Raw genomic sequence first — 17,719 nt, forward strand, 5'->3', positions numbered from 1 at the left:
AACCCCCCGCACGGGCGGAGACGATCGGCGCGGAACGGTAACGTGACCGGCGTGACGACCGAGACCCCCGCCACCCCTCCCGTCGCCAAGCGGGTGCCGCACGAGCGCACGCACCACGGGGACACCGTGGTCGATGAATACGCGTGGCTCGCGGAGAAGGACGACCCCGACACGCTCGCCTATCTGAAGGCGGAGAACGCCTACACGGACACGGTGACCGCGCCCCTGGCCGGCCTGCGGGACACCCTGTTCACCGAGACGAAGCGGCGCACGCAGGAGACGGACCTGTCGGTGCCGAGCCGCAAGGGCGACTACTGGTACTACACCCGCACGGTGGAGGGCCAGCAGTACGGGATCTACTGCCGGCGCGCGGTGCGCGACGGGGAGACCCGGCCGCCCGCGACCGCCGACGGCGCGCCGCTGGACGGGGAGGAGATCCTCCTCGACGGCAATGCGCTCGCCGACGGCCACGACTTCTTCGCCCTCGGCACCTTCGACGTCAACCCGGACGGCCGCTGGCTCGCCTACTCCACCGACTTCGCCGGGAGCGAACGGTTCGCCCTGCGGGTGAAGGATCTGCAGACCGGCGAGGTGCTGGCCGACGAGGTGCCGGACACGTTCTACGGCACCGCCTGGTCCGGCGACGGCTCCACCCTGTTCTACCTGACCGTGGACGAGGCGTGGCGGCCGTACCGGGTGTGGCGGCACACCGTCGGCACGCCGGCCAGCGACGACGTCATCGTCTACGAGGAACGCGACGAGCGGTTCTGGGTCGGCGTCGAGCTGAGCCGGTCGGAGAAGTTCATCTTCATCGACGCGCACAGCAAGATCACCAGTGAGGTGCGGGTCATCCCGGCGAGCAACCCGACCGGGGAGCCCGCGGTGATCGCCGAACGTCGGCAGGGCGTCGAATACTCCGTGGAGCACCACGGGCACCGCTTCCTGATCCTGCACAACGACGGCGCGGAGGACTTCGCGCTGGCGTACACCTCCGCCGACAGCCCGGGCGACTGGGTGCCGCTGATCGAGCACTCCCCCGGGACCCGGCTGGAGGGGGTCGACGCGTTCGCCCACCACCTGGTGGTGTCGCTGCGCCGGGAGGGGCTGACCGGGCTGCGCGTGATCACGATCGGCAGCACCGATCCGTACGACCTCGAGTTCCCGGAGCCGATCTACACCGTGGGGCTCGACGCCAACCCGGAGTACAACACGGGAACGATCCGGCTGCGCTACAGCTCGCTCGTCACCCCCGACTCGGTCTACGACTACGACCTGACGACGCGGGAGATGACGCTGCTCAAGCAGAAGCCGGTGCTCGGGGACTTCGATCCGGCGGCGTACGAGCAGCACCGGGAGTGGGCCGTCGCCGACGATGGGACGCGGGTGCCGATCTCGCTGGTCTGTCGCGCGGGCACCCCGCGCGACGGCAGCGCCCCCTGCGTGATCTACGGGTACGGCTCGTACGAGGCCAGCATGGACCCGTGGTTCTCGGTGTCCCGGCTGTCGTTGCTGGACCGTGGGGTGATCTTCGCGGTCGCGCACATCCGCGGCGGCGGCGAGATGGGCCGCCGCTGGTACGAGAACGGCAAGATGCTGGCGAAGAAGAACACGTTCACCGACTTCATCGCCGCCGCCCGGCACCTCGTGCAGGCCGGCTGGACCTCGACGGACAAGCTGGTGGCCCGCGGCGGCTCCGCGGGCGGCCTGCTGATGGGGGCCGTGGCCAACATGGCACCGGACGCGTTCGCCGGGATCGTCGCGCAGGTCCCGTTCGTCGACGCGCTCAACACGATCCTCGACCCGTCGCTGCCGCTGACCGTGACGGAGTGGGAGGAGTGGGGCAACCCGCTCGACGACCCCGACGTCTACGCGTACATGAAGTCCTACACGCCGTACGAGAACCTCGCGGCCGTCGACTATCCGGCGATCCTCGCGGTGACCAGCCTCAACGACACCCGCGTGCTCTACCACGAGCCGGCGAAGTGGGTGGCGCGGCTGCGCGCGGTCGCGCCGGGCGGGCACTACCTGCTGAAGACGGAGATGGGCGCGGGGCACGGCGGTCCCAGCGGACGCTACGACGCGTGGAAGGAGGAGGCGTTCATCAACGCCTGGACCCTCGACCGCGTCGGCGTGCGCTGACGGACGGACACCGAAGGGCCCCGCGCGCTGCCGCTGCGCCGCGGGGCCCTTCGGTGTGCGGGGTCAGCGCTGGCCGAGGCCGTGGAGGGCGGGGCCGGGCTGGTGGAATGACGGTCACCGGGAACAGATGAACGCCTAGAATCGGGCAAAAGCCGCGCACGATCGACGGGAGCGGCGATGACGACGCCCGACCCGACCGGCAACGACCCGAACCGGCCCCGCGACGAACCCGCACCCGAGCCGCCGAGCCGGCCGGTCTCCCCCGCGCCGCCGTCCGTGCCGGACTGGTCGACCCCGGACACCCCGACCACCGCCCCCCGGATCGGCGGCAACGGGGCCCCGCCCCCGTATTCCGGCGCCGGACCACCGCCCTACACCGGGCCCGTCCCGCCGTACCCCCCGCCGCCACCCCCGGGCCGGAACGGGCGGCTCGCGCTGATCCTGGGGATCGTCGCGGCGCTGCTGCTGTGCTGCTGCGCCGCGGCGACGATCACCGCCCTGACGTGGGGCCGCCGGGTGTACGACCAGATGCGCGATCAGAACCAGCGCGTCGTCGGGCTCAACGACCCGGCCCGCGACGGCCAGCTGGAGTTCCGGGTCCGGCAGGTGCACTGCGGGATCGGCCGGATCGGCGATCAGTACGTCAACCAGACCGCGGTCGGACAGTTCTGCCTGGTCGAGCTGACCGTCCGCAACCTCGGCAGCCGCCCGGCGCAGTTCAACGAAGCCCTGCAGACGGCGTACGCGCCGGGGAACCGGCAGTTCCGGACCGATCCCGGCGCCGGCGTGCTCGCCAACGCCGACCAGCAGGTCTTCCTCGACGAGCTCAATCCCGGCCGCGAGGTGACCGGCGCCATGGTCTACGACATCCCGCCCGACGCGCAGATCGTGAAGCTGGAGCTGCACTCCACGCCGCGCTCGAAGGGAGTGCTGGTGCGGACCGGCTGACAGCGTCCGAGCGGACGCGCGCCCCATGGCAGCTCCCCGCCGGTCAGCGGCGGTGCAGCGCGACGACGGCGATGTCGTCGTGGATCTCGGGCGCGGCCAACTCCACCAGCAGGCGCTCGCAGAACCGGTCGAGGTCGTCCTCGACCGTCGCCGCGCTGATCGCCAGCGCGCGCAACCCCTCGTCGATGTCGGCGTCGCGCCGCTCGATCAGCCCGTCGGTGTAGAGCACCAACGTGCTTCCCCGCGGCATCACGAACTCCAGGTCGGCCGGGCGCGTCACCCGTACGCCCAGCAGCGGCGCCCGGTGTTCCAGGAACTCGCTCGCGCCGTCGGTCACCAGGAGCGGGGGCAGGTGGCCGGCGCTCGCCATCCGGCACCGGCCGGTGGCCGGGTCGAGCAGGAGCAGGCAGATCGTCGCGAACTCGTTGGGCAGCAGCGTGCGGAGCAGCTCGTCCGTCCGCTCGATCACCACCCCGGGTTGATGCCCTTCGACCGCGTACGCGCGCACCGCGTGCCGCAGCTCGGCCATGATCGTCGCCGCGTGCAGCGAATGGCCGGCCACGTCGCCGATCGCCACCAGAAGCTGCCCGTCGATCATCGCCAGCTCGTAGAAGTCGCCGCCCACCTCGGTCTGCGCGCTCGCCGGCTCGTACCGCACGGCCAGCTGGAATCCGGTCAGGTCGGGCAGGCGGCGTGGCAGCAGGCTGCGCTGCAGGGTCACCGCGATCCGGTGCTCCTCGTCGTACGAGCGCTGCGCCTCCACCGCGGCGGCGACCGCCTGGGCGAGCTGCACCAGGACCGACGGGCCGGCCGTCGGCGCGCTGGCCGGGACCGCCACGTAGAGCGGGGGCCGGTCGACGCGTAACCGGGCCGCGGCCACGGTCACCGTCTCCCCCTCGGGCCAGTCCACGAGGCCCCAGTCCGCCGGCTGATCCGTACGCATGGTGGAACCGACCGGCACGTCACCGTCGTCGACGGCCCACGGCCGTACCTCCGCGGGCGAGCCCGGGCCGACGCACACCCCGGCCAGCGACTCTCCGTCGACCGTCTCGGCCACCACCGCGACCGGCACCTCGAAGATCGCGGCCGCGCCTTCGGCGGCGACCTTCAGCAGCCGCGCGAACGACGAGGCGGAGTTCACCGCGAGCGTCGTCTCCGCCAGCGTCGCCAACCGCTTCGCCAGCAGCTCCGCGCGCTGCCGCGCCCGGTAGTACCGCAACACCGCCTGCGCCGTCGCGACCAGTTCCTCCGGCTCGATCGGCTCGGCGAGGTAGGCGTCCGCGCCCCGCGTCAGGCCCTGCGTCCGGTCGACGACATCGACGGCGTGCGCGGAGACGTGGATGACCGGCAGCGCCGCGTGCCGCGGATCCGACTTGATTCGCTCGCACACCTCGAACCCGTCCAGGTCGGGCAGCCGGACGTCGAGCACGACCAGATCGATCCCACCGGCATCGACCCGGGCGAGCGCCTCGGTCCCGGTCACCGCCTCGACAACCTCGTAGCCCGCGCGGGAAAGCCAGTTCACCAGCAGATAGCGCTTCGTCGCGCTGTCGTCGACCACGAGGACGGTGCCGCAGCGACCGTCGTCGGTCATGGCCCGCCCCGGACGGGAAGACGGACGGTGAACGTGCTGCCCCGACCCGGCTCGCTGCTCACGGTCAGCGAACCGCCGAGCAGCGTCACCAGCCGCCGGGCGTACGGCAGGCCGAGACCGGTCCCGGTGCCGGCGCCGGGCACCGGGGTGGCGCTCGGCACCTGGTAGAACTCCTCGAAGATCCGTTCGTGCAGCTCGGGCGGGATCCCCACGCCGGTGTCGCTGACCGACAGTTCCCACCGCCCGTCATCAAGGCGCGCTCGCATCCGCACCTCGCCGCGCTCGGTGAACTTCAGGCCGTTGTGCAGCAGGTTGCGCAGCACCCGCGACAGCAGCACCTCGTCGGACCGGATCAACGCCGGCGGCTCCGGCTCCTCCACCACCAGTTCGAATTGGGGACGGCTGGCCAGGGCGCGCAGCGTTCCACGGAGCTGACCGAACACGGCGCACAGATCCACATCCTCCCAGCTGGGCTCGATCCGCCCGGATTCCGCCTTCGCAAGGTCGAGCAGGTCGTTGACCAGCCCGAGCAGGTCCGTCGCCGAGCCTCGGATCAGCTCCACCTGCCGCAACTGCTCAGCGGTGAGCGGATCGGACGAGGCGTCGGCGAGCAATCGGGCCAGCCCGATGATCGCGGTCACCGGCGCCCGGAGCTCGTGGCTGGCGTTGGCGAGGAACCGGGTCTTCGCCTCGTTCGCCCCCCGCAGCTGCGCCGACTTCTCGTCCAGCTCCGCGTAGAGGGCGACGACGCCGCGGTTGGTCTCCTCCAGTTCCTCGGAGAGCTGCCCGTAGAGGGCGAGCACACCGCGGTTGGTCTCCTGGAGCTCCGCGTTGAGCCGCGCGAGCTCGTCGCGCTGGCTCCGCACCTCGTCGAGCGCCGCGATCAGTTGTTGATTCTGCGCGGCCAGCTCGTCGAGCGGGGAGCCCGGCGACGTGGCCGCCAACTCCGCACGGAGCGCGTCGAGGCGTTCCGGGGTCAACCGGGCGGCGCTGGGCGGTAGACGTCGGGACATCGTTACGACCGTAACCGCATCGGCATGAGAAACCGAGAGAGTGTCCACCAGTCGCCCGACCGGGAGCGGATCACCCCTGGTCAGGTCCGCCTGCGTCAGCGGAACGGGCGACACCACGTCGACCTGCAGGGACTGGGGCGCGTGCCGCCCCACCGCCTGGAACGAGACCTCCGCGCCACCGACGGCGGCAAGCATCTGCCGTGCCACCTCACTGAGCGCGGTCGCGATCCGGATCTGGTCCTGTTCTTCCAGGCCCAGGGCCGCGGCGACCTCCCGGCCCCGCTGGCGGACCACGAAGATGTCGTGCGCCTGCCGGATCGTCATCGTGAGCAGCGACCGCGGCACGTCAGGCCGCCGGAGGGCGCGCCACGAGGACGCACGCGTCGTCACGGCGGACGCCCGCGTCACGCAGCACGGTTGCGGCGATCAGCTGCGGCGCCCGCGTCAACAGGCCGGGATAGTCCGTGGTCCGCCACCGGTCGGTCACGCCGTCGGAGTGCATCACCAGGACCGCGCCCGGGTCCAACGGGTAGTCGAACTCGCGCACGGTCCTCCGGTGGTGCCCCGCGATGCCCGGCATCGACACCAGCCCCCGCCGCGTCGCGCCGTCGGTCACCACCCCGGCGATGTTGCCCACGCCCGCGTAACGCAGCACGCCCGCGTCCGGGTCCAGCTCCGCGACGGCGAGCGCCGCGCCGCGGGTGTGCGACAGCGACCTGTGGAGGTGCTCGACCACGGCCGCGGGGGGCGCGGCGGGGGCGGCCCGGAACGCGTTGACGGCGGTCATGGCGGCGGCGGCCGCGAGCGGCCCGTGTCCGAGCCCGTCGCAGACGAGCACCTGACGGCGCCCGTCCACCACCCTGGTGGCGAATCCGTCACCGCTGACCGATTCCCCGGTCAACGGACGGGCGATCCCCGCCGCCCAGGGTTGTTGCGGCTGCGCCGACGTCGGCCACACCTGGGCCACGATCACGGTTCCCCGCCCGGGCACGGAGTACGCGTCGTGCCAGGTGGCCTGGCGTGCGATCGCGCCCAATCCGATCCCGAGGGTGCCGGTCGTGGAGTGCCCGTCGCGGGCGGAGCGGCGCAGGTCCGCCATGCCGGGACCGGAATCCATCGCGACGACCTCGACGCCGGCCTCCCGCCCATCCCGCACGGGTCGCAGCAGCAGCGAGCCCTCTTCGGCGTGCTTCACGAGGTTGCTGGCGAGTTCGGTGGCGACGATCGCGAGGTCCGCGGCGCGGTCGGTGCCGAGGCCGATCTGCGCGGCGAGTCGCTCCGTCGCCCTTCGCACGGCGTTGACCGTGCTCACGTCCTCGACCCGGAACCAGGCCTCGCCGTCCGGCAGGGATTCGGTCGCGGCCACCGCGCCTCCGCTCAGCGAGACCACTTGGTCACCGTGATACGCGTGCCCTCGCCAGCCGCCGTCACGATGTCGAACTCGTCCACCAACCGCCGCGCCCCGCTGAGCCCCAGTCCGAGCCCGCCGCCGGTGGTGTAGCCGTCGGTCAGGGCCAGATCGAGGTCGGCGATGCCCGGGCCCTGATCGGCGAAGACGATGCGCACGCCGCGCCGCCGTCCGTTGTCCACGACGGAGACGAGCACGTCGCCGCCGCCTCCGTACACCAGCGTGTTGCGCGCCAGTTCGCTCGCGGCGGTCACCAGCTTGGTCTGGTCGACCAGCGACAGCTTGATGGCCACGGCCACGGTGCGGACGAGTTGCCGGACCCGTACCACGTCCTCGTCGCGGGTGATCGATTGCGCCTGCGGCGTGCCCACGTCGAGTCCGGCGGTCATGGCGTCGCCGTCAGTTCGTCCTCGTCGGAGTCGAACGGGAGTGGCAGCCCGTCGCCACGCCCCCGGGCCAGCAGTTCCATGCCCCGCTCGACGTTGAGCGCGGTGCGGATCCCCTGGAGCGACAGTCCCAGCTCGACGAGGGTGATCGCGACGGCGGGCCGCATGCCGACCACCACGGTGTCGGCGTCGAGCACCTTGGAGATGGCGGCGATCGAGGAGAGCGTCCGACCGACGAACGAGTCGACGATGTCGAGCGCGGTGATGTCGATGATGACGCCGTGACAGCCCGTCGCCACGATCCGCTCGGCGAGATCGTCCTGCAGTTGCAGCGCGGTCTGGTCCTCCATGTCCACCTGGATGGAGACCAGCAGCGTGTCGCCGATCTTCAGGACCGGTACTCGGTCCATCAGGCCTCCCTGCGGCCGGTCCGGCGCGCCGTCTCGATGCCCTGCAGGCGCAGGGCGTGCCGCAGGGCGTCGGCCAGGCTCGCCTTGGTCACGATGTCCCCGAACTCGATGCCGAGCGAGACGATCGTCTGGGCGATCTGCGGCCGGATGCCGGAGATGATGCAGTCGGCCCCCATGAGTCGGGCGGCGACGACCGTCTTCAAAACGTGCTGGGCGACCTGGGTGTCGACCGCCGGGACCCCGGTGATGTCGATGATCGCGTAGGGCGAACCGGTGTCGACCAGCGTCTGCAGCAGGCGCTCCATGACCACCTGCGCGCGCGCGGAGTCGAGCGTGCCGACCAGCGGTACGGCGACGACCCCCTCCCAGATCTTGACGACGGGAGTCGAAAGCTCCAGCAACTGCTCTGCCTGGTCGGCGACCAGTTCCTCGCGCGCATTCGCGTACGTCTCGAACGTCAAGAGCCCCATCTCATCGATGAGACCGGTGAACGCGACATAATCGCGCATCACCTCCGGGCCGGCCCCGGACACGTCGATGTGCTCGAGCAGCGCGTCCTTCAGCGCGAAGACGCTGATCGCGGTCTCGGTCGCGGTGAAGCCCTGCCGGGCCCGGGCGCGCGAGAGCTCGGACAACACCGCCCGGAGCTCGACGGCGACCTCGTCGAAGAGGCCGACGGCCCGCTGGTCGAGCGCGGCCCGGAGGCTGGTGTGCAGCTCCTGGATCTGCCGGGAGAGCTCCGCTGTGCTGAGCCGCCCGGCCAGCGACGACGACACGTTGTCCGTCCACCGCTTGACGATCTGATCCCCGTATTGCCCGAGCAGATTCGCCAACCGGGCGCTCTCGTCCGCGCTCAGCGCCACCGCCGCCTCCTTCATGGGTTGCCCGCACTACCAGGGAAAATCGTCATCAGATGGCCGCGGAACTGTATCACCGTGGCTGTCCAGATAGTTGCTCTCGTCCAACTGTTGCGACAGGTGCACCAACCCGATTGGCCCCTCAATTCTGCGCCGACCGGGCGGGGTGGAGTAACGTTCGACCGAACGGGAGGTCGGAATGTCCTTGACGGTACACACCGAGGAGCGCGGCGACGTCGTCGTCGTGTCGGTCGCGGGCGAGCTCGACATGGCCACCGCACCCCAGCTGCAGGATCAGATCACTGATCTGCTGGAACGGGGCCACTGTCGGCTGGTCTTCGACCTGGCGCAGGTCTCGTTCTGCGACTCGACGGGCCTCTCGGTCTTCGTGCGCGCCAAGAACAGCTGCGACGACGCCAACGGGGTCGTCCGGCTCGCCGCACCGCAGCGCGGGGTGCTGCGCATCCTTGAGGTGAGCGGCCTCGTCGAGGTGCTGCAGACCTACCCGTCGGTCGACGAGGCGGTCGCGGCGCCGGAGCCGGCCCCCGCGGACTGAGCGGCTACTTCAGCTCGTCCTCGATGTAGCGGGGACGGGCGATCGCCAGCCCGGCGAGGGTCTGGCCGACCAGCGCGACCAGCAGGAAGCCGATCGGGGCCGTCCAGCCGCCGGTCTGCTCGTAGAGCAGGCCGACGAGCAGCGGCCCGAGCGCCGCGATGACGTAGCCGGAGCTCTGCGCGAACCCCGACAGCGCCACGGTCCCGGCGGCGGTCCGGGCACGCAGCCCGATCGTCGCCAGGATCAACGGGAACGCGCCCTGCCCGATGGCGAGCAGCAACACCCAGGCCAGCGCGCCGCCGTGCGGGGCGAGCGCCAGGCCGACGTAGCTCGCCGCGGATGCCGCGGACATCACGAGCACCAGCGGACGCAGGGTGCGCAGCCGGGTCGCCATGGTCGGCATCACCAGCGCCACCGGCACGCCCGCGGCGGTCACGCCGGCGAGCAGCAGCCCGGCGGTCTGCGGGTGGTAGCCGGCGTCCCGGAACAGCTGCGCGAGCCAGCCCATCACGGCGTACCCGCTCAGCGACTGCAGACCGAAGTAGAGCGCCATCGCCCGGCCCAGCCGGGTGCGGCCGGGACGGATGCGCGACGACGCGGTCGCGGTCGCGCGCCGCACGGGACGCGGGGCGCGCAGCGCCAGCGGGGCCCACAGGAGTACGGCGACCAGCGCGAGCGCCGCCCAGACGCCGAGACCGGCACGCCACGACCCGAACGCGTGCGCGATCGGCACGGCGCTCGCCGCAGCGACCGAGGTGCCGAGGGTCAGCGACGTGGTGTAGGCGCCGGTGACCAGCCCGGCGCGGTGCGGAAAGTGCTGCTTCACCAGCATCGGCAGCATGATGTTGGCGACCGCGATGCCGGCGAGCGCCAGCGCGCTGGTGGCGACGAAGACCAGCGACGAGTCGGTCGCGATCCGCAGCAGCTGCCCCACCCCGAGCAGCAGCATCGCGACCACGAGGACCCGCGCCGCCGCGAAGCGCCGGACCAGCCACGGGGTGAGCGCACCGACGCCCGCGAACGCGATGGTGGGCAGCGTGGTGACGAAACCGGCCGCCGCGCCGGAGAGGCCCAGGCCGGTGCGCACCTCGTCGAGGAGCGGGCCGAGGCTGGTCACAGCGACCCGCAGGTTGAGCGCCACGGTCAGGATCGCGGCGAGGATCAGGACGCCACCGGTCGCCGTGGCGGGCGCCGTGACCCGGGGCGCGGCCACCGGCGCGGAGGGCACCGGGATGGTACGGGTCACGATCGGCGGCTCGGCGAGGCTGGTGGGTGGCGGCGTCATGCCATCGATCATAGAATCATGGGATGATTTATGGTCGGGTGATGTAACCGATGACACTGACGTCACCGTCTGCCCCCGCGCAGCGCCGGCAGACCCTGGTGCGCCAGGTGATTGAGCAGCTCAGGGAGCAGATCAGCACGGGCGAGTGGGCCCTCGGCGCGAAGATCCCGACCGAGCCGCAGCTCGTCGAGGCGCTCGGCGTGGGGCGGAACACGGTCCGGGAGGCGGTCCGGGCGCTCGTGCACGCCGGGGTCCTGGAGTGCCGGCAGGGCTCCGGCACATACGTGATCTCCACCGACGAGCTCTCCGGCGTGGTCGCGCGGCGACTCGCCGCCGCCGAGATGGCCGACGCCGTCGAGGTGCGCCGGGCGTTCGAGGTGGAGGCGGCACGGCTGGCGGCGCTGCGGCGTACGCCCGAGGACCTGGCGGCGCTCGACGCCGCGCTCCGCGACCGCGAGGCCGCGTGGGCGTCAGGCCGGGTGGCCGACTTCGTCGAGGCCGACGCCGCACTGCACACGGTGATCGTGGCGGCGGCGCACAACGCGATGCTCGCCGAGCTCTACGCCTCGTTCGGCGCGGCCCTGCGCGCGTCGCTCACCGAGGCCATGCGCGGGGCGTTGCGACCCGACCGCTACGTCGCCCACGGGGAACTCGTCGAGGCGATCCGGGCCGGCGACCCCGCCCGGGCCGCACACGAAGCCGGAGCTTTTCTCGAAACCCTCCAGGGGGCATAGGTTGTCGGCTGGCACGACCGTCAAACCTGGGGAGAGGGAGCGGATGCTCAAGGGTTTCAAGAACTTCATCATGCGCGGCAACGTCGTCGACCTCGCGGTCGGCGTCGTCATCGGCGCGGCCTTCACCGCAGTGGTCACGCAGCTGACCAAGTCGTTCCTGGAGCCGCTCATCAGAGTGATCATCCTGGTGGCGACCGGCAAGAACGGCATCGACGCCACCGCCCCCACGTTCCGGGGCGTCGCCTTCGACTGGGCCGCCTTCGTCAACGCGGCGATCACCTTCCTGCTGACCGCGGCCACGCTCTACTTCCTGGTCGTCTACCCGATGAACAGGCTGGCCGAGCGGCGCAAGCGCGGCGAGGAGCCGGAGCCGCAGGCCCCCAGCGAGGAGGTCAAGCTCCTCACCGAGATCCGTGACGCCCTGCTCGCCGGCGCCCGCGTGCCCGCGCAGCACGCCGACTACCTCGGCAATGTCCCGGAGAGCCGCGACTATCCCCCGCGGCACTGACGCGGCCGACCACGCGCTTCGCCACTGATCAAGGGCTTCTCCGGATGGAGGAGCCCTTGATCCGTCAGAGCGGCGGGTCGGATCGTGAATCGAACACGCGTTCGATAGAGTGCCGCGCCATGGAGCAGCGAAAGCACTGGTGGAACGGCAAATGGGGGCGGATCGCCCGGCGCGACGTGTATCTCCGCGCCGACGCCGACCGCTGGCACGTGGAGCAGCGGGCCGGCGGCGCCGAGGGGATCTCCCGGTTCTACGAGTTCGGCGCCGAGGAGGACGCGTACGAGGCGGTCCGCGGCCTGCTGGTCGGCCCGGACGAGTGGCGGGAGCTCTCCGCCCGCCCGACCGACCCCGCCTGACCCACCCGTTTACCGCGCCCGTCGCCGGGGAACCGGGGCAGTCATGACAGCAGGCTTCCCCACCAACCCGGCGCCCATCGCGCAGGTCGCCTCCGGGATGCGGGTCGTGGACGCGGCCGGCGACGAGATCGGCACCGTGGACCGGGTGCGCATGGGCGACCCGAACGCCGTGGCCGCGCAGGGGCCGACCGTCGGCAGCGGCGCGCTGGAGGGGCGGGTGCCGGACCCGCAGACGGGGGACGAGCCGGAGGTGCCGCCGGACCTCGCGGCACGACTGTTGCGGACCGGCTACCTGAAGATCGACAGCGACGGCCTGTTCGCCCGGGACCTCTACGTCGGGGCGGAGCAGATCGCGGGCGTCAACCAGGACGTGGTCGAGTTGAGCGTCACGAGGTCCCGGCTGACCCGCGAGGAGTGATCGCGACGGGGGCGGCGTCGTCCGCGGGCCGGTCTCCGGGCGGTCCCGCCGCGGGGCGCCGGTGCAGCAGCAGCACGGCCGCCCCGACCAGCAGACCCCAGAACGCGGCGCCCACCCCGAGCACCGTGACGCCGGACGCGGTCACCAGGAACGTGACGACGGCGGCCTCCCGGCCGGCCGGCTCCGCCACGGCGGCGGCGATCGCCGCGGCCAGCGCGCCGAGCAGCGCCAGCCCGGCGACCGCCTCGACCAGCACCGGCGGCGAGAGCAGAACGAAGGCGGTGGCGAGCCCCGACCCCAGTCCCAGGACGACGTAGCCGCCACCGGCGGTGACCGACGCGATCCACCGCCGTCGCGGATCCGGATGCGCGTCCGGGCTCGCGGCCAGCGCCGCCGTGATCGCCGCGAGGTTCACCGCGTGGCCGCCGATCGGCGCGCCGGCGGTGGTCGCCAGCCCGGTGCCGAGCAGGACGCCGCGCAGTGGTGGCCGGTAGCCGTACCCGGCGAGCACCGCCATGCCCGGCACGTTCTGGGACGCCATCGTCACGAGGAACAGCGGCAGCGCGAGGCTGATCATCGCGGGCGCGCTCCAGGCGGGCGCGGTGAGCTCGATCGCGGGACGCAGGTCGGCGGAGTGCAGCGCGCCCGTCGGCGTGGTCAGCGCGATCGCGACGACCGCGACCGCGAGCGCCGCCGGCACGGCCCAGCGACGGGCGAAGCGGGTCAGCACCGCCCAGGTGAGCACGATCGGCGCGGCCAGCGCGGGCACCTCCACCAGGGCGCGCACCGGAGCCACGCAGAGGTCGAACAGGACGCCGGCGAGCATGGCGCTGGCGACCGGGGCGGGAATCGCCGCGATCCACCGGCCGAACGCCGGGACCAGGCCCGCCACGGTGATCAGCAGGCCGGTCACGATGAAGGCGCCGACCGCCACCGGGAAGCCACCCTCGACGGCGCCGGTCGAGACCAGCAGGGCCGCGCCGGGGGTCGACCAGGCGATGCTGATCGGCATCCGGTGGCGTATCCCGAGCCAGATCGCGACCAGCCCCATCGACACGCAGAGCGCGAGGAGCCCGGAGGCTGCCTGCCGCTCGTCGGCGCCGACCGCCCGCAGCCCCGCCAGCACGACCGCGAACGAGCTGGCGAACCCGACCAGCGCGGTCACCAGCCCGGCGAGGACGGGTTGGAGCAGACCGGCCACCGTGCCCCCTTCCATGTTCCGTAAACGGAACGCGTGACGAGCATGCAGGATAGCGCCATGAACGACACGGACGTGCAGACCCGCGCGGTCGGGCGCCGGCTGCGCCGGCTGCGCGAGGCGCAGGGCGTCTCGCTCTCCGAGCTCGCCCGCCGGGCCGGGATCGGCAAGGCCACCCTCTCCGGGGTGGAGGCGGGCACCCGCAATCCCACCCTGGAGACGCTCTACGCGGTGACCGCGCAGCTCGGCGTTCCGCTGGCGACCGTGCTCACCGACGGAGAGACGCCCGGCGCCACCCCCGCCGAGGTACGCGGCAGCGCGGTGGTCGGCACGCTCCTGCAGGTCTTCGAGGAGGCGACCACGACGTACGAGCTCTACCGGCTGCGGATCGTGCCCGGCACGGCGCAGGTCTCGCCCGCGCACCACGCCGGCGTCACCGAGCACCTCACCGTCTTCCGCGGCGTGCTGCGCGCCGGCCCGCTGGACGCGCCGCTCGTCGCCGGCCCCGGTGAGCACATCTCGTGGAGATCCGACGTGCCGCACGGCTACGCGGTGCTCGGCGACGAGGAGGTGCACGCGAGCCTGCTGGTCCGCTCCCCGGCCACCGCCGACCCGGCCTGACGCGAAAGCCGCCCGGCGCACCGCCGTGGGCGTACATAGTGATTCCCGGGCAGGATTCGCGGGTACGAAGGGCGGGCGGATACGAGGCGATGACCGGCGTCGAGACTCCCTACCGCCCGCGCCCCAGCCTGGCGCTGATGCCCGCGGCCTTCTTCGGCCACGGCAGCCCGATGAACGCCCTGGAGCTCAACCGCTACACCGACGCCTGGGCCACCTTCGGCGCCGGCATCCCGAACCCCCGCGCCATCCTGGTCATCTCCGCGCACTGGTACATCCAGGCCACCGCGATCACCGCGATGCCGCAACCGAAGACCATCCACGACTTCTACGGATTCCCGGACGAGCTCTTCGCCGTGGACTATCCGGCGCCCGGGGATCCGGAGCTCGCCGAGCGGATCGCCGAGCTGGTGAAGCCGACCTGGATGGGGCTCGACATGGACAGCTGGGGGATCGACCACGGCACGTGGTCAGTGCTCCGACACGCGTTCCCGAACGCCGACGTCCCGGTCCTCCAACTGTCGATCAACGCCAACAAGCCGCCGGAGTACCATCTCGAACTCGGCGCGCGGCTGGCGCCGCTGCGCCGGGAAGGCGTGCTGATCATGGCGAGCGGCAACATCGTGCACAACCTGCGCGGCATCGACATGCAGCGCACCGACACCGGGTTCAGCTGGGCGCAACGCTTCGACGACGCGGCCCGCGAGGTGATGACCGACGTCCCGGAGGCGGCGCCGACGCTGCGCGGCCACGAGGACTACGGCCGGGCGGTCCCCACCCCGGAGCACTTCCTCCCGCTGCTCTATCTCGCCGGGCTCGCCGCGGCCGCCGAACGCCCCGTCGAGCTGCTCATCGACGGGTACGTCTACGGCTCCATCTCGATGAGCGCGTACACCCTCGACGCGCGGTGCCCGACCGGGGCCGGCGTCGGCCTGGAGGCCGCCGCCGAGCTGGGCCGCCTCCCCGCCGAGGACAGCAACATCTGAGGCGCTCAGCGCTGGTCGCGCGGATCCGGGCGCAGCCCGCTCGGTCGTACTCCACACGCGACGGGCGCGGGGGGTCGACGGCTTGCAGGCCGCGGAGCACAATGTCGACGACCGCATGACCGCGTACGGGGCGGAGGCGTGATGCCGGAACAGCTGGAGCTCGTCGAGATCACGTCCGAGGCCGAGCTGCGCGATCTGCTCGGGGAGCCGACGCCGAGGGCGGTGACCAAGGAGCGCGTGGCGCTGCACGAGCGCGACCGGGAATGGCTGGCGGCGTCGCCGTTCTGCCTGGTGGCCACGGCCGCGGACGACGGCACCTGCGATGTGTCACCGAAGGGGGACCCGCCCGGGTTCACGCTCGTGCTGGATGACAGGACGATCGCCCTTCCGGAGCGCCCGGGCAACCGCCGCGCCGACGGCTACCGCAACATTCTCGGCAACCCGCACGTCGGTCTGATCTACTTCGTACCGGGGCGCACCGAGACGCTGCGGATCAACGGGCGGGCGCGCCTGGTCCGGGACGCGCCGTTCTTCGACGACACGACCGTCAAGGGTCACCGCCCGATCCTCGCCGTCGTCGTGGAGATCGAGCAGATCTTCTTCCACTGCCCCAAGGCGTTCCTGCGGTCGCAGCTGTGGCAGCCGCAGACGTGGCATCCGAACGCTCTGCCCTCGCACGCCGAGATCGTGAAGAGCGTGCAGCGCACCGCGGAGACGCTCGAGGAGCTCGAGCGTTACTACGGCCCGGAGTACGCCGACCGGCTCTACGCCGACGCGCCCCGCCCCTAGTCGACGAGCGCCGAGTAGACGAGCTGGCGCAGCTCCGGCCGGAGCGGATGGGTGCTCGACGGGACGAGCTGCGTGAAGAGCAGCGCGGTGATCTCCTCCTTGGGGTCCACCCAGAAGGCCGTGCTGGCGACGCCGCCCCAGTAGTACTCCCCGACGCTGCTCGGGACCCGGCTCGGCACCGGGTCCTGCACCACCGCGAAGCCGAGCCCGAACCCGACGCCGTCGAGGATGGACTCGGCGAAACCACCGGTGGAGAGCTGCGCGAGATCCCGGCCGCCGGGCAGGTGGTTGCGGGTCATGAACCGGACGGTACGACTGCCGAGCAGCCGCGCCCCGTCGAGCTCGCCCTCGCGCAGCAGCATCTGCGTGAAGCGGTGGTAGTCGCCGGCGGTCGAGATGAGCCCACCACCACCGGAGATCAGGTCCGGCTCTGCCAGGGCGCGGGCGCCGGCCTCCGCCAGCGGCACCGCGCCGCCGGTCACGGGGTGCGCCGAGTAGAGCGCGGCCAACCGGGAGCGGTCGGACTCCTCCACCCACCAGCGCGTGTCGGTCATCCCGAGCGGACCGAAGATCCGCTCCGCGAAGAATTCGTCGAGGGACTGCCCCGAGACGACCTCCACGAGCCGGCCGAGGACGTCAGTCGCCACGGAGTAGCCCCACGCGGATCCGGGCTGGAAGAGCAACGGCAGCCGCGCCCAGGCGTCGCAGGCGCCGGCCGCGTCGACGCCCGCCGGCGTGTAGAGGTCGTAGCCGGCGGCCCGGTAGAGGGCGTCGACCACCGAGGTCTGCATGAAGCCGTACGTCAGCCCGGCGGTGTGGGTGAGGAGGTGCCAGATCCGGATGGGCTCGACGGCCGGCACCGTGAACGGTCGCAGGGCCGAGCCCTTGTCGTAGACCCGGACGTCGCCGAGGGCCGGGATCCAGCGGCTGACCTCGTCGGTCAGCTGGAAGCGCCCCTCCTCCCACAGCATCATCGCCGCGACCGAGGTAATCGGCTTCGTCATGGAGTAGATCCGCCAGAGGGTGTCCGGGGTGACCGGGCGCTCCGCCTCACGGTCCCGCAGCCCGTACGTCGACGAGTGCGCGATCTCACCGCGACGGGTGACGACGATCTGCCAGCCGGCGAGCCGCCCGTCATCGACGTATCGCGCGAAGTGCTTGTCGATCCTCGCGAGCCGGCCGGAGTCGAAGCCGACGTACTCGGGGTCCACGGTGCGCTCGATCGTCATCGGCGCAGCGTACTGGCGCTCTCCCCCGTCGATCAAGGATCAGCCGTGGCCCAATGGCGCCCCCGTGGTTCCTTGATCGGTTCGCGGGCCCAAAAAAAAGGGGGCCCCTGTCGGGACCCCCTAATTCTTTTGCTGCGTGTGTATGCAGTTGAGGCCCACCCCGTAAGCGGGGTGGGCCTCAACTGGAAAGATTGTCCGGCGGTGTCCTACTCTCCCACACCCTCCCGGGTGCAGTACCATCGGCGCTGGAGGGCTTAGCTTCCGGGTTCGGAATGTTACCGGGCGTT

Annotated in this window: 19 protein-coding genes and 1 rRNA gene; 10 read left to right on the plus strand and 10 right to left on the minus strand. The window is 72.0% G+C overall.

The genetic code is table 11. The features are described from left to right. Positions 1 to 51 precede the first annotated feature (51 nt). The gene (locus BLW47_RS21735) at positions 52 to 2,139 is read left to right on the plus strand and encodes a S9 family peptidase (RefSeq protein WP_091561395.1); all 2,088 of its coding nucleotides are present in this window, start codon (positions 52 to 54) and stop codon (positions 2,137 to 2,139) included. 177 nt (positions 2,140 to 2,316) lie between these two features. Beyond that, positions 2,317 to 3,087, plus strand: a complete 771-nt coding sequence (locus BLW47_RS21740) for a DUF4352 domain-containing protein (protein WP_091561291.1) — start codon at positions 2,317 to 2,319, stop codon at positions 3,085 to 3,087. 43 nt (positions 3,088 to 3,130) lie between these two features. Here the strand turns inward: BLW47_RS21740 and BLW47_RS21745 are convergent, their stop codons facing one another. From BLW47_RS21745 to BLW47_RS21770, 6 genes are read right to left on the minus strand one after another with little or no spacing between them, the layout of a single operon-like run. Next, the gene (locus tag BLW47_RS21745) at positions 3,131 to 4,681 is read right to left on the minus strand and encodes a fused response regulator/phosphatase (RefSeq protein ID WP_091561293.1); all 1,551 of its coding nucleotides are present in this window, start codon (positions 4,679 to 4,681) and stop codon (positions 3,131 to 3,133) included. Further along, positions 4,678 to 6,018 (minus strand): sensor histidine kinase, encoded by a 1,341-nt coding sequence (locus BLW47_RS21750; protein ID WP_175543748.1) that lies wholly within the window; start codon positions 6,016 to 6,018, stop codon positions 4,678 to 4,680. Before BLW47_RS21750 ends, BLW47_RS21745 begins: the two co-directional genes overlap by 4 nt. A 22-nt stretch (positions 6,019 to 6,040) precedes the next feature. Then, a complete protein-coding gene (locus BLW47_RS21755; RefSeq protein ID WP_245736881.1) occupies positions 6,041 to 7,060 on the minus strand; it encodes an ATP-binding SpoIIE family protein phosphatase in 1,020 nt (339 codons plus the stop codon). Positions 7,061 to 7,071: 11 nt separating this feature from the next. Further along, positions 7,072 to 7,491 (minus strand): ATP-binding protein, encoded by a 420-nt coding sequence (locus BLW47_RS21760; RefSeq protein ID WP_091561297.1) that lies wholly within the window; start codon positions 7,489 to 7,491, stop codon positions 7,072 to 7,074. Then, the gene (locus tag BLW47_RS21765) at positions 7,488 to 7,898 is read right to left on the minus strand and encodes an STAS domain-containing protein (protein ID WP_091561299.1); all 411 of its coding nucleotides are present in this window, start codon (positions 7,896 to 7,898) and stop codon (positions 7,488 to 7,490) included. The genes BLW47_RS21760 and BLW47_RS21765 overlap by 4 nt, the downstream gene beginning before the upstream one ends. Continuing rightward, positions 7,898 to 8,761 carry an STAS domain-containing protein gene (locus tag BLW47_RS21770; protein WP_091561401.1) on the minus strand — a complete coding sequence of 288 codons (864 nt, stop codon included), beginning with the start codon at positions 8,759 to 8,761 and terminating at the stop codon, positions 7,898 to 7,900. The genes BLW47_RS21765 and BLW47_RS21770 overlap by 1 nt, the downstream gene beginning before the upstream one ends. 193 nt (positions 8,762 to 8,954) lie before the next feature. On the opposite strand from BLW47_RS21770, the gene BLW47_RS21775 reads away from it, so the two are divergent. After that, a complete protein-coding gene (locus BLW47_RS21775; protein WP_091561311.1) occupies positions 8,955 to 9,311 on the plus strand; it encodes an STAS domain-containing protein in 357 nt (118 codons plus the stop codon). Between the two features lie 4 nt (positions 9,312 to 9,315). Here BLW47_RS21775 and BLW47_RS21780 read toward each other — a convergent pair whose 3' ends face one another. Next, the gene (locus BLW47_RS21780; protein ID WP_091561406.1) at positions 9,316 to 10,596 is read right to left on the minus strand and encodes an MFS transporter; all 1,281 of its coding nucleotides are present in this window, start codon (positions 10,594 to 10,596) and stop codon (positions 9,316 to 9,318) included. 50 nt (positions 10,597 to 10,646) lie between these two features. Here BLW47_RS21780 and BLW47_RS21785 point away from each other — a divergent pair, with 50 nt between their 5' ends. The 4 genes from BLW47_RS21785 to BLW47_RS21800 all read left to right on the plus strand — a co-directional run bounded on the left by BLW47_RS21785 (position 10,647) and on the right by BLW47_RS21800 (position 12,612). Beyond that, complete coding sequence (locus tag BLW47_RS21785; protein WP_091561313.1) at positions 10,647 to 11,330, plus strand: FadR/GntR family transcriptional regulator; 684 nt, start codon at positions 10,647 to 10,649, stop codon at positions 11,328 to 11,330. 43 nt (positions 11,331 to 11,373) lie between these two features. Further along, positions 11,374 to 11,838: a large conductance mechanosensitive channel protein MscL gene (gene mscL, locus BLW47_RS21790; protein ID WP_091561315.1), complete on the plus strand. Its 465-nt coding sequence runs from the start codon at positions 11,374 to 11,376 to the stop codon at positions 11,836 to 11,838. Between the two features lie 119 nt (positions 11,839 to 11,957). Beyond that, positions 11,958 to 12,194: a hypothetical protein gene (locus tag BLW47_RS21795; protein ID WP_091561318.1), complete on the plus strand. Its 237-nt coding sequence runs from the start codon at positions 11,958 to 11,960 to the stop codon at positions 12,192 to 12,194. Between the two features lie 43 nt (positions 12,195 to 12,237). Beyond that, positions 12,238 to 12,612 carry a hypothetical protein gene (locus tag BLW47_RS21800; protein ID WP_091561321.1) on the plus strand — a complete coding sequence of 125 codons (375 nt, stop codon included), beginning with the start codon at positions 12,238 to 12,240 and terminating at the stop codon, positions 12,610 to 12,612. On the opposite strand, the gene BLW47_RS21805 is transcribed toward BLW47_RS21800, so the two are convergent. Next, the gene (locus tag BLW47_RS21805; RefSeq protein WP_091561324.1) at positions 12,581 to 13,813 is read right to left on the minus strand and encodes a benzoate/H(+) symporter BenE family transporter; all 1,233 of its coding nucleotides are present in this window, start codon (positions 13,811 to 13,813) and stop codon (positions 12,581 to 12,583) included. The genes BLW47_RS21800 and BLW47_RS21805 overlap by 32 nt on opposite strands. Positions 13,814 to 13,870: 57 nt before the next feature. Between BLW47_RS21805 and BLW47_RS21810 the strand changes: the two genes are divergently transcribed. The 3 genes from BLW47_RS21810 (at position 13,871) to BLW47_RS21820 (ending at position 16,203) form a co-directional block, all read left to right on the plus strand. After that, positions 13,871 to 14,431, plus strand: a complete 561-nt coding sequence (locus tag BLW47_RS21810) for a helix-turn-helix domain-containing protein (protein WP_091561327.1) — start codon at positions 13,871 to 13,873, stop codon at positions 14,429 to 14,431. 89 nt (positions 14,432 to 14,520) lie between these two features. Continuing rightward, entirely contained in the window at positions 14,521 to 15,414 is an 894-nt protein-coding gene (gene ygiD, locus BLW47_RS21815; RefSeq protein WP_245736883.1) for a 4,5-DOPA-extradiol-dioxygenase, read from the plus strand. Positions 15,415 to 15,555: 141 nt separating this feature from the next. Further along, entirely contained in the window at positions 15,556 to 16,203 is a 648-nt protein-coding gene (locus BLW47_RS21820; protein WP_091561330.1) for a pyridoxamine 5'-phosphate oxidase family protein, read from the plus strand. Here BLW47_RS21820 and BLW47_RS21825 read toward each other — a convergent pair. Beyond that, positions 16,200 to 17,432 carry a serine hydrolase domain-containing protein gene (locus BLW47_RS21825; RefSeq protein ID WP_091561334.1) on the minus strand — a complete coding sequence of 411 codons (1,233 nt, stop codon included), beginning with the start codon at positions 17,430 to 17,432 and terminating at the stop codon, positions 16,200 to 16,202. The two genes, BLW47_RS21820 and BLW47_RS21825, sit on opposite strands and share 4 nt — an antisense overlap. 193 nt (positions 17,433 to 17,625) lie before the next feature. Continuing rightward, positions 17,626 to 17,719 (minus strand): 5S ribosomal RNA (gene rrf / locus BLW47_RS21830); the annotation flags it as partial.

Source organism: Micromonospora pattaloongensis (assembly GCF_900107255.1).
Classification (GTDB): Bacteria; Actinomycetota; Actinomycetes; order Mycobacteriales; family Micromonosporaceae; genus Micromonospora_I; species Micromonospora_I pattaloongensis.

Bases quoted from the DNA above. Each gene is read 5' to 3' on its own strand.
- BLW47_RS21820 (WP_091561330.1), top strand. From the start codon at position 15,556: ATGCCGGAACAGCTGGAGCTCGTCGAGATCACGTCCGAGGCCGAGCTG.
- BLW47_RS21795 (WP_091561318.1), top strand. From the start codon at position 11,958: ATGGAGCAGCGAAAGCACTGGTGGAACGGCAAATGGGGGCGGATCGCC.
- mscL (WP_091561315.1), top strand. From the start codon at position 11,374: ATGCTCAAGGGTTTCAAGAACTTCATCATGCGCGGCAACGTCGTCGAC.
- BLW47_RS21800 (WP_091561321.1), top strand. From the start codon at position 12,238: ATGACAGCAGGCTTCCCCACCAACCCGGCGCCCATCGCGCAGGTCGCC.
- BLW47_RS21765 (WP_091561299.1), bottom strand. From the start codon at position 7,898: ATGGACCGAGTACCGGTCCTGAAGATCGGCGACACGCTGCTGGTCTCC.
- BLW47_RS21785 (WP_091561313.1), top strand. From the start codon at position 10,647: ATGACACTGACGTCACCGTCTGCCCCCGCGCAGCGCCGGCAGACCCTG.
- BLW47_RS21775 (WP_091561311.1), top strand. From the start codon at position 8,955: ATGTCCTTGACGGTACACACCGAGGAGCGCGGCGACGTCGTCGTCGTG.
- BLW47_RS21825 (WP_091561334.1), bottom strand. From the start codon at position 17,432: ATGACGATCGAGCGCACCGTGGACCCCGAGTACGTCGGCTTCGACTCC.
- BLW47_RS21740 (WP_091561291.1), top strand. From the start codon at position 2,317: ATGACGACGCCCGACCCGACCGGCAACGACCCGAACCGGCCCCGCGAC.
- BLW47_RS21760 (WP_091561297.1), bottom strand. From the start codon at position 7,491: ATGACCGCCGGACTCGACGTGGGCACGCCGCAGGCGCAATCGATCACC.
- ygiD (WP_245736883.1), top strand. From the start codon at position 14,521: ATGACCGGCGTCGAGACTCCCTACCGCCCGCGCCCCAGCCTGGCGCTG.
- BLW47_RS21810 (WP_091561327.1), top strand. From the start codon at position 13,871: ATGAACGACACGGACGTGCAGACCCGCGCGGTCGGGCGCCGGCTGCGC.
- BLW47_RS21750 (WP_175543748.1), bottom strand. From the start codon at position 6,018: ATGACGATCCGGCAGGCGCACGACATCTTCGTGGTCCGCCAGCGGGGC.
- BLW47_RS21745 (WP_091561293.1), bottom strand. From the start codon at position 4,681: ATGACCGACGACGGTCGCTGCGGCACCGTCCTCGTGGTCGACGACAGC.
- BLW47_RS21780 (WP_091561406.1), bottom strand. From the start codon at position 10,596: ATGACGCCGCCACCCACCAGCCTCGCCGAGCCGCCGATCGTGACCCGT.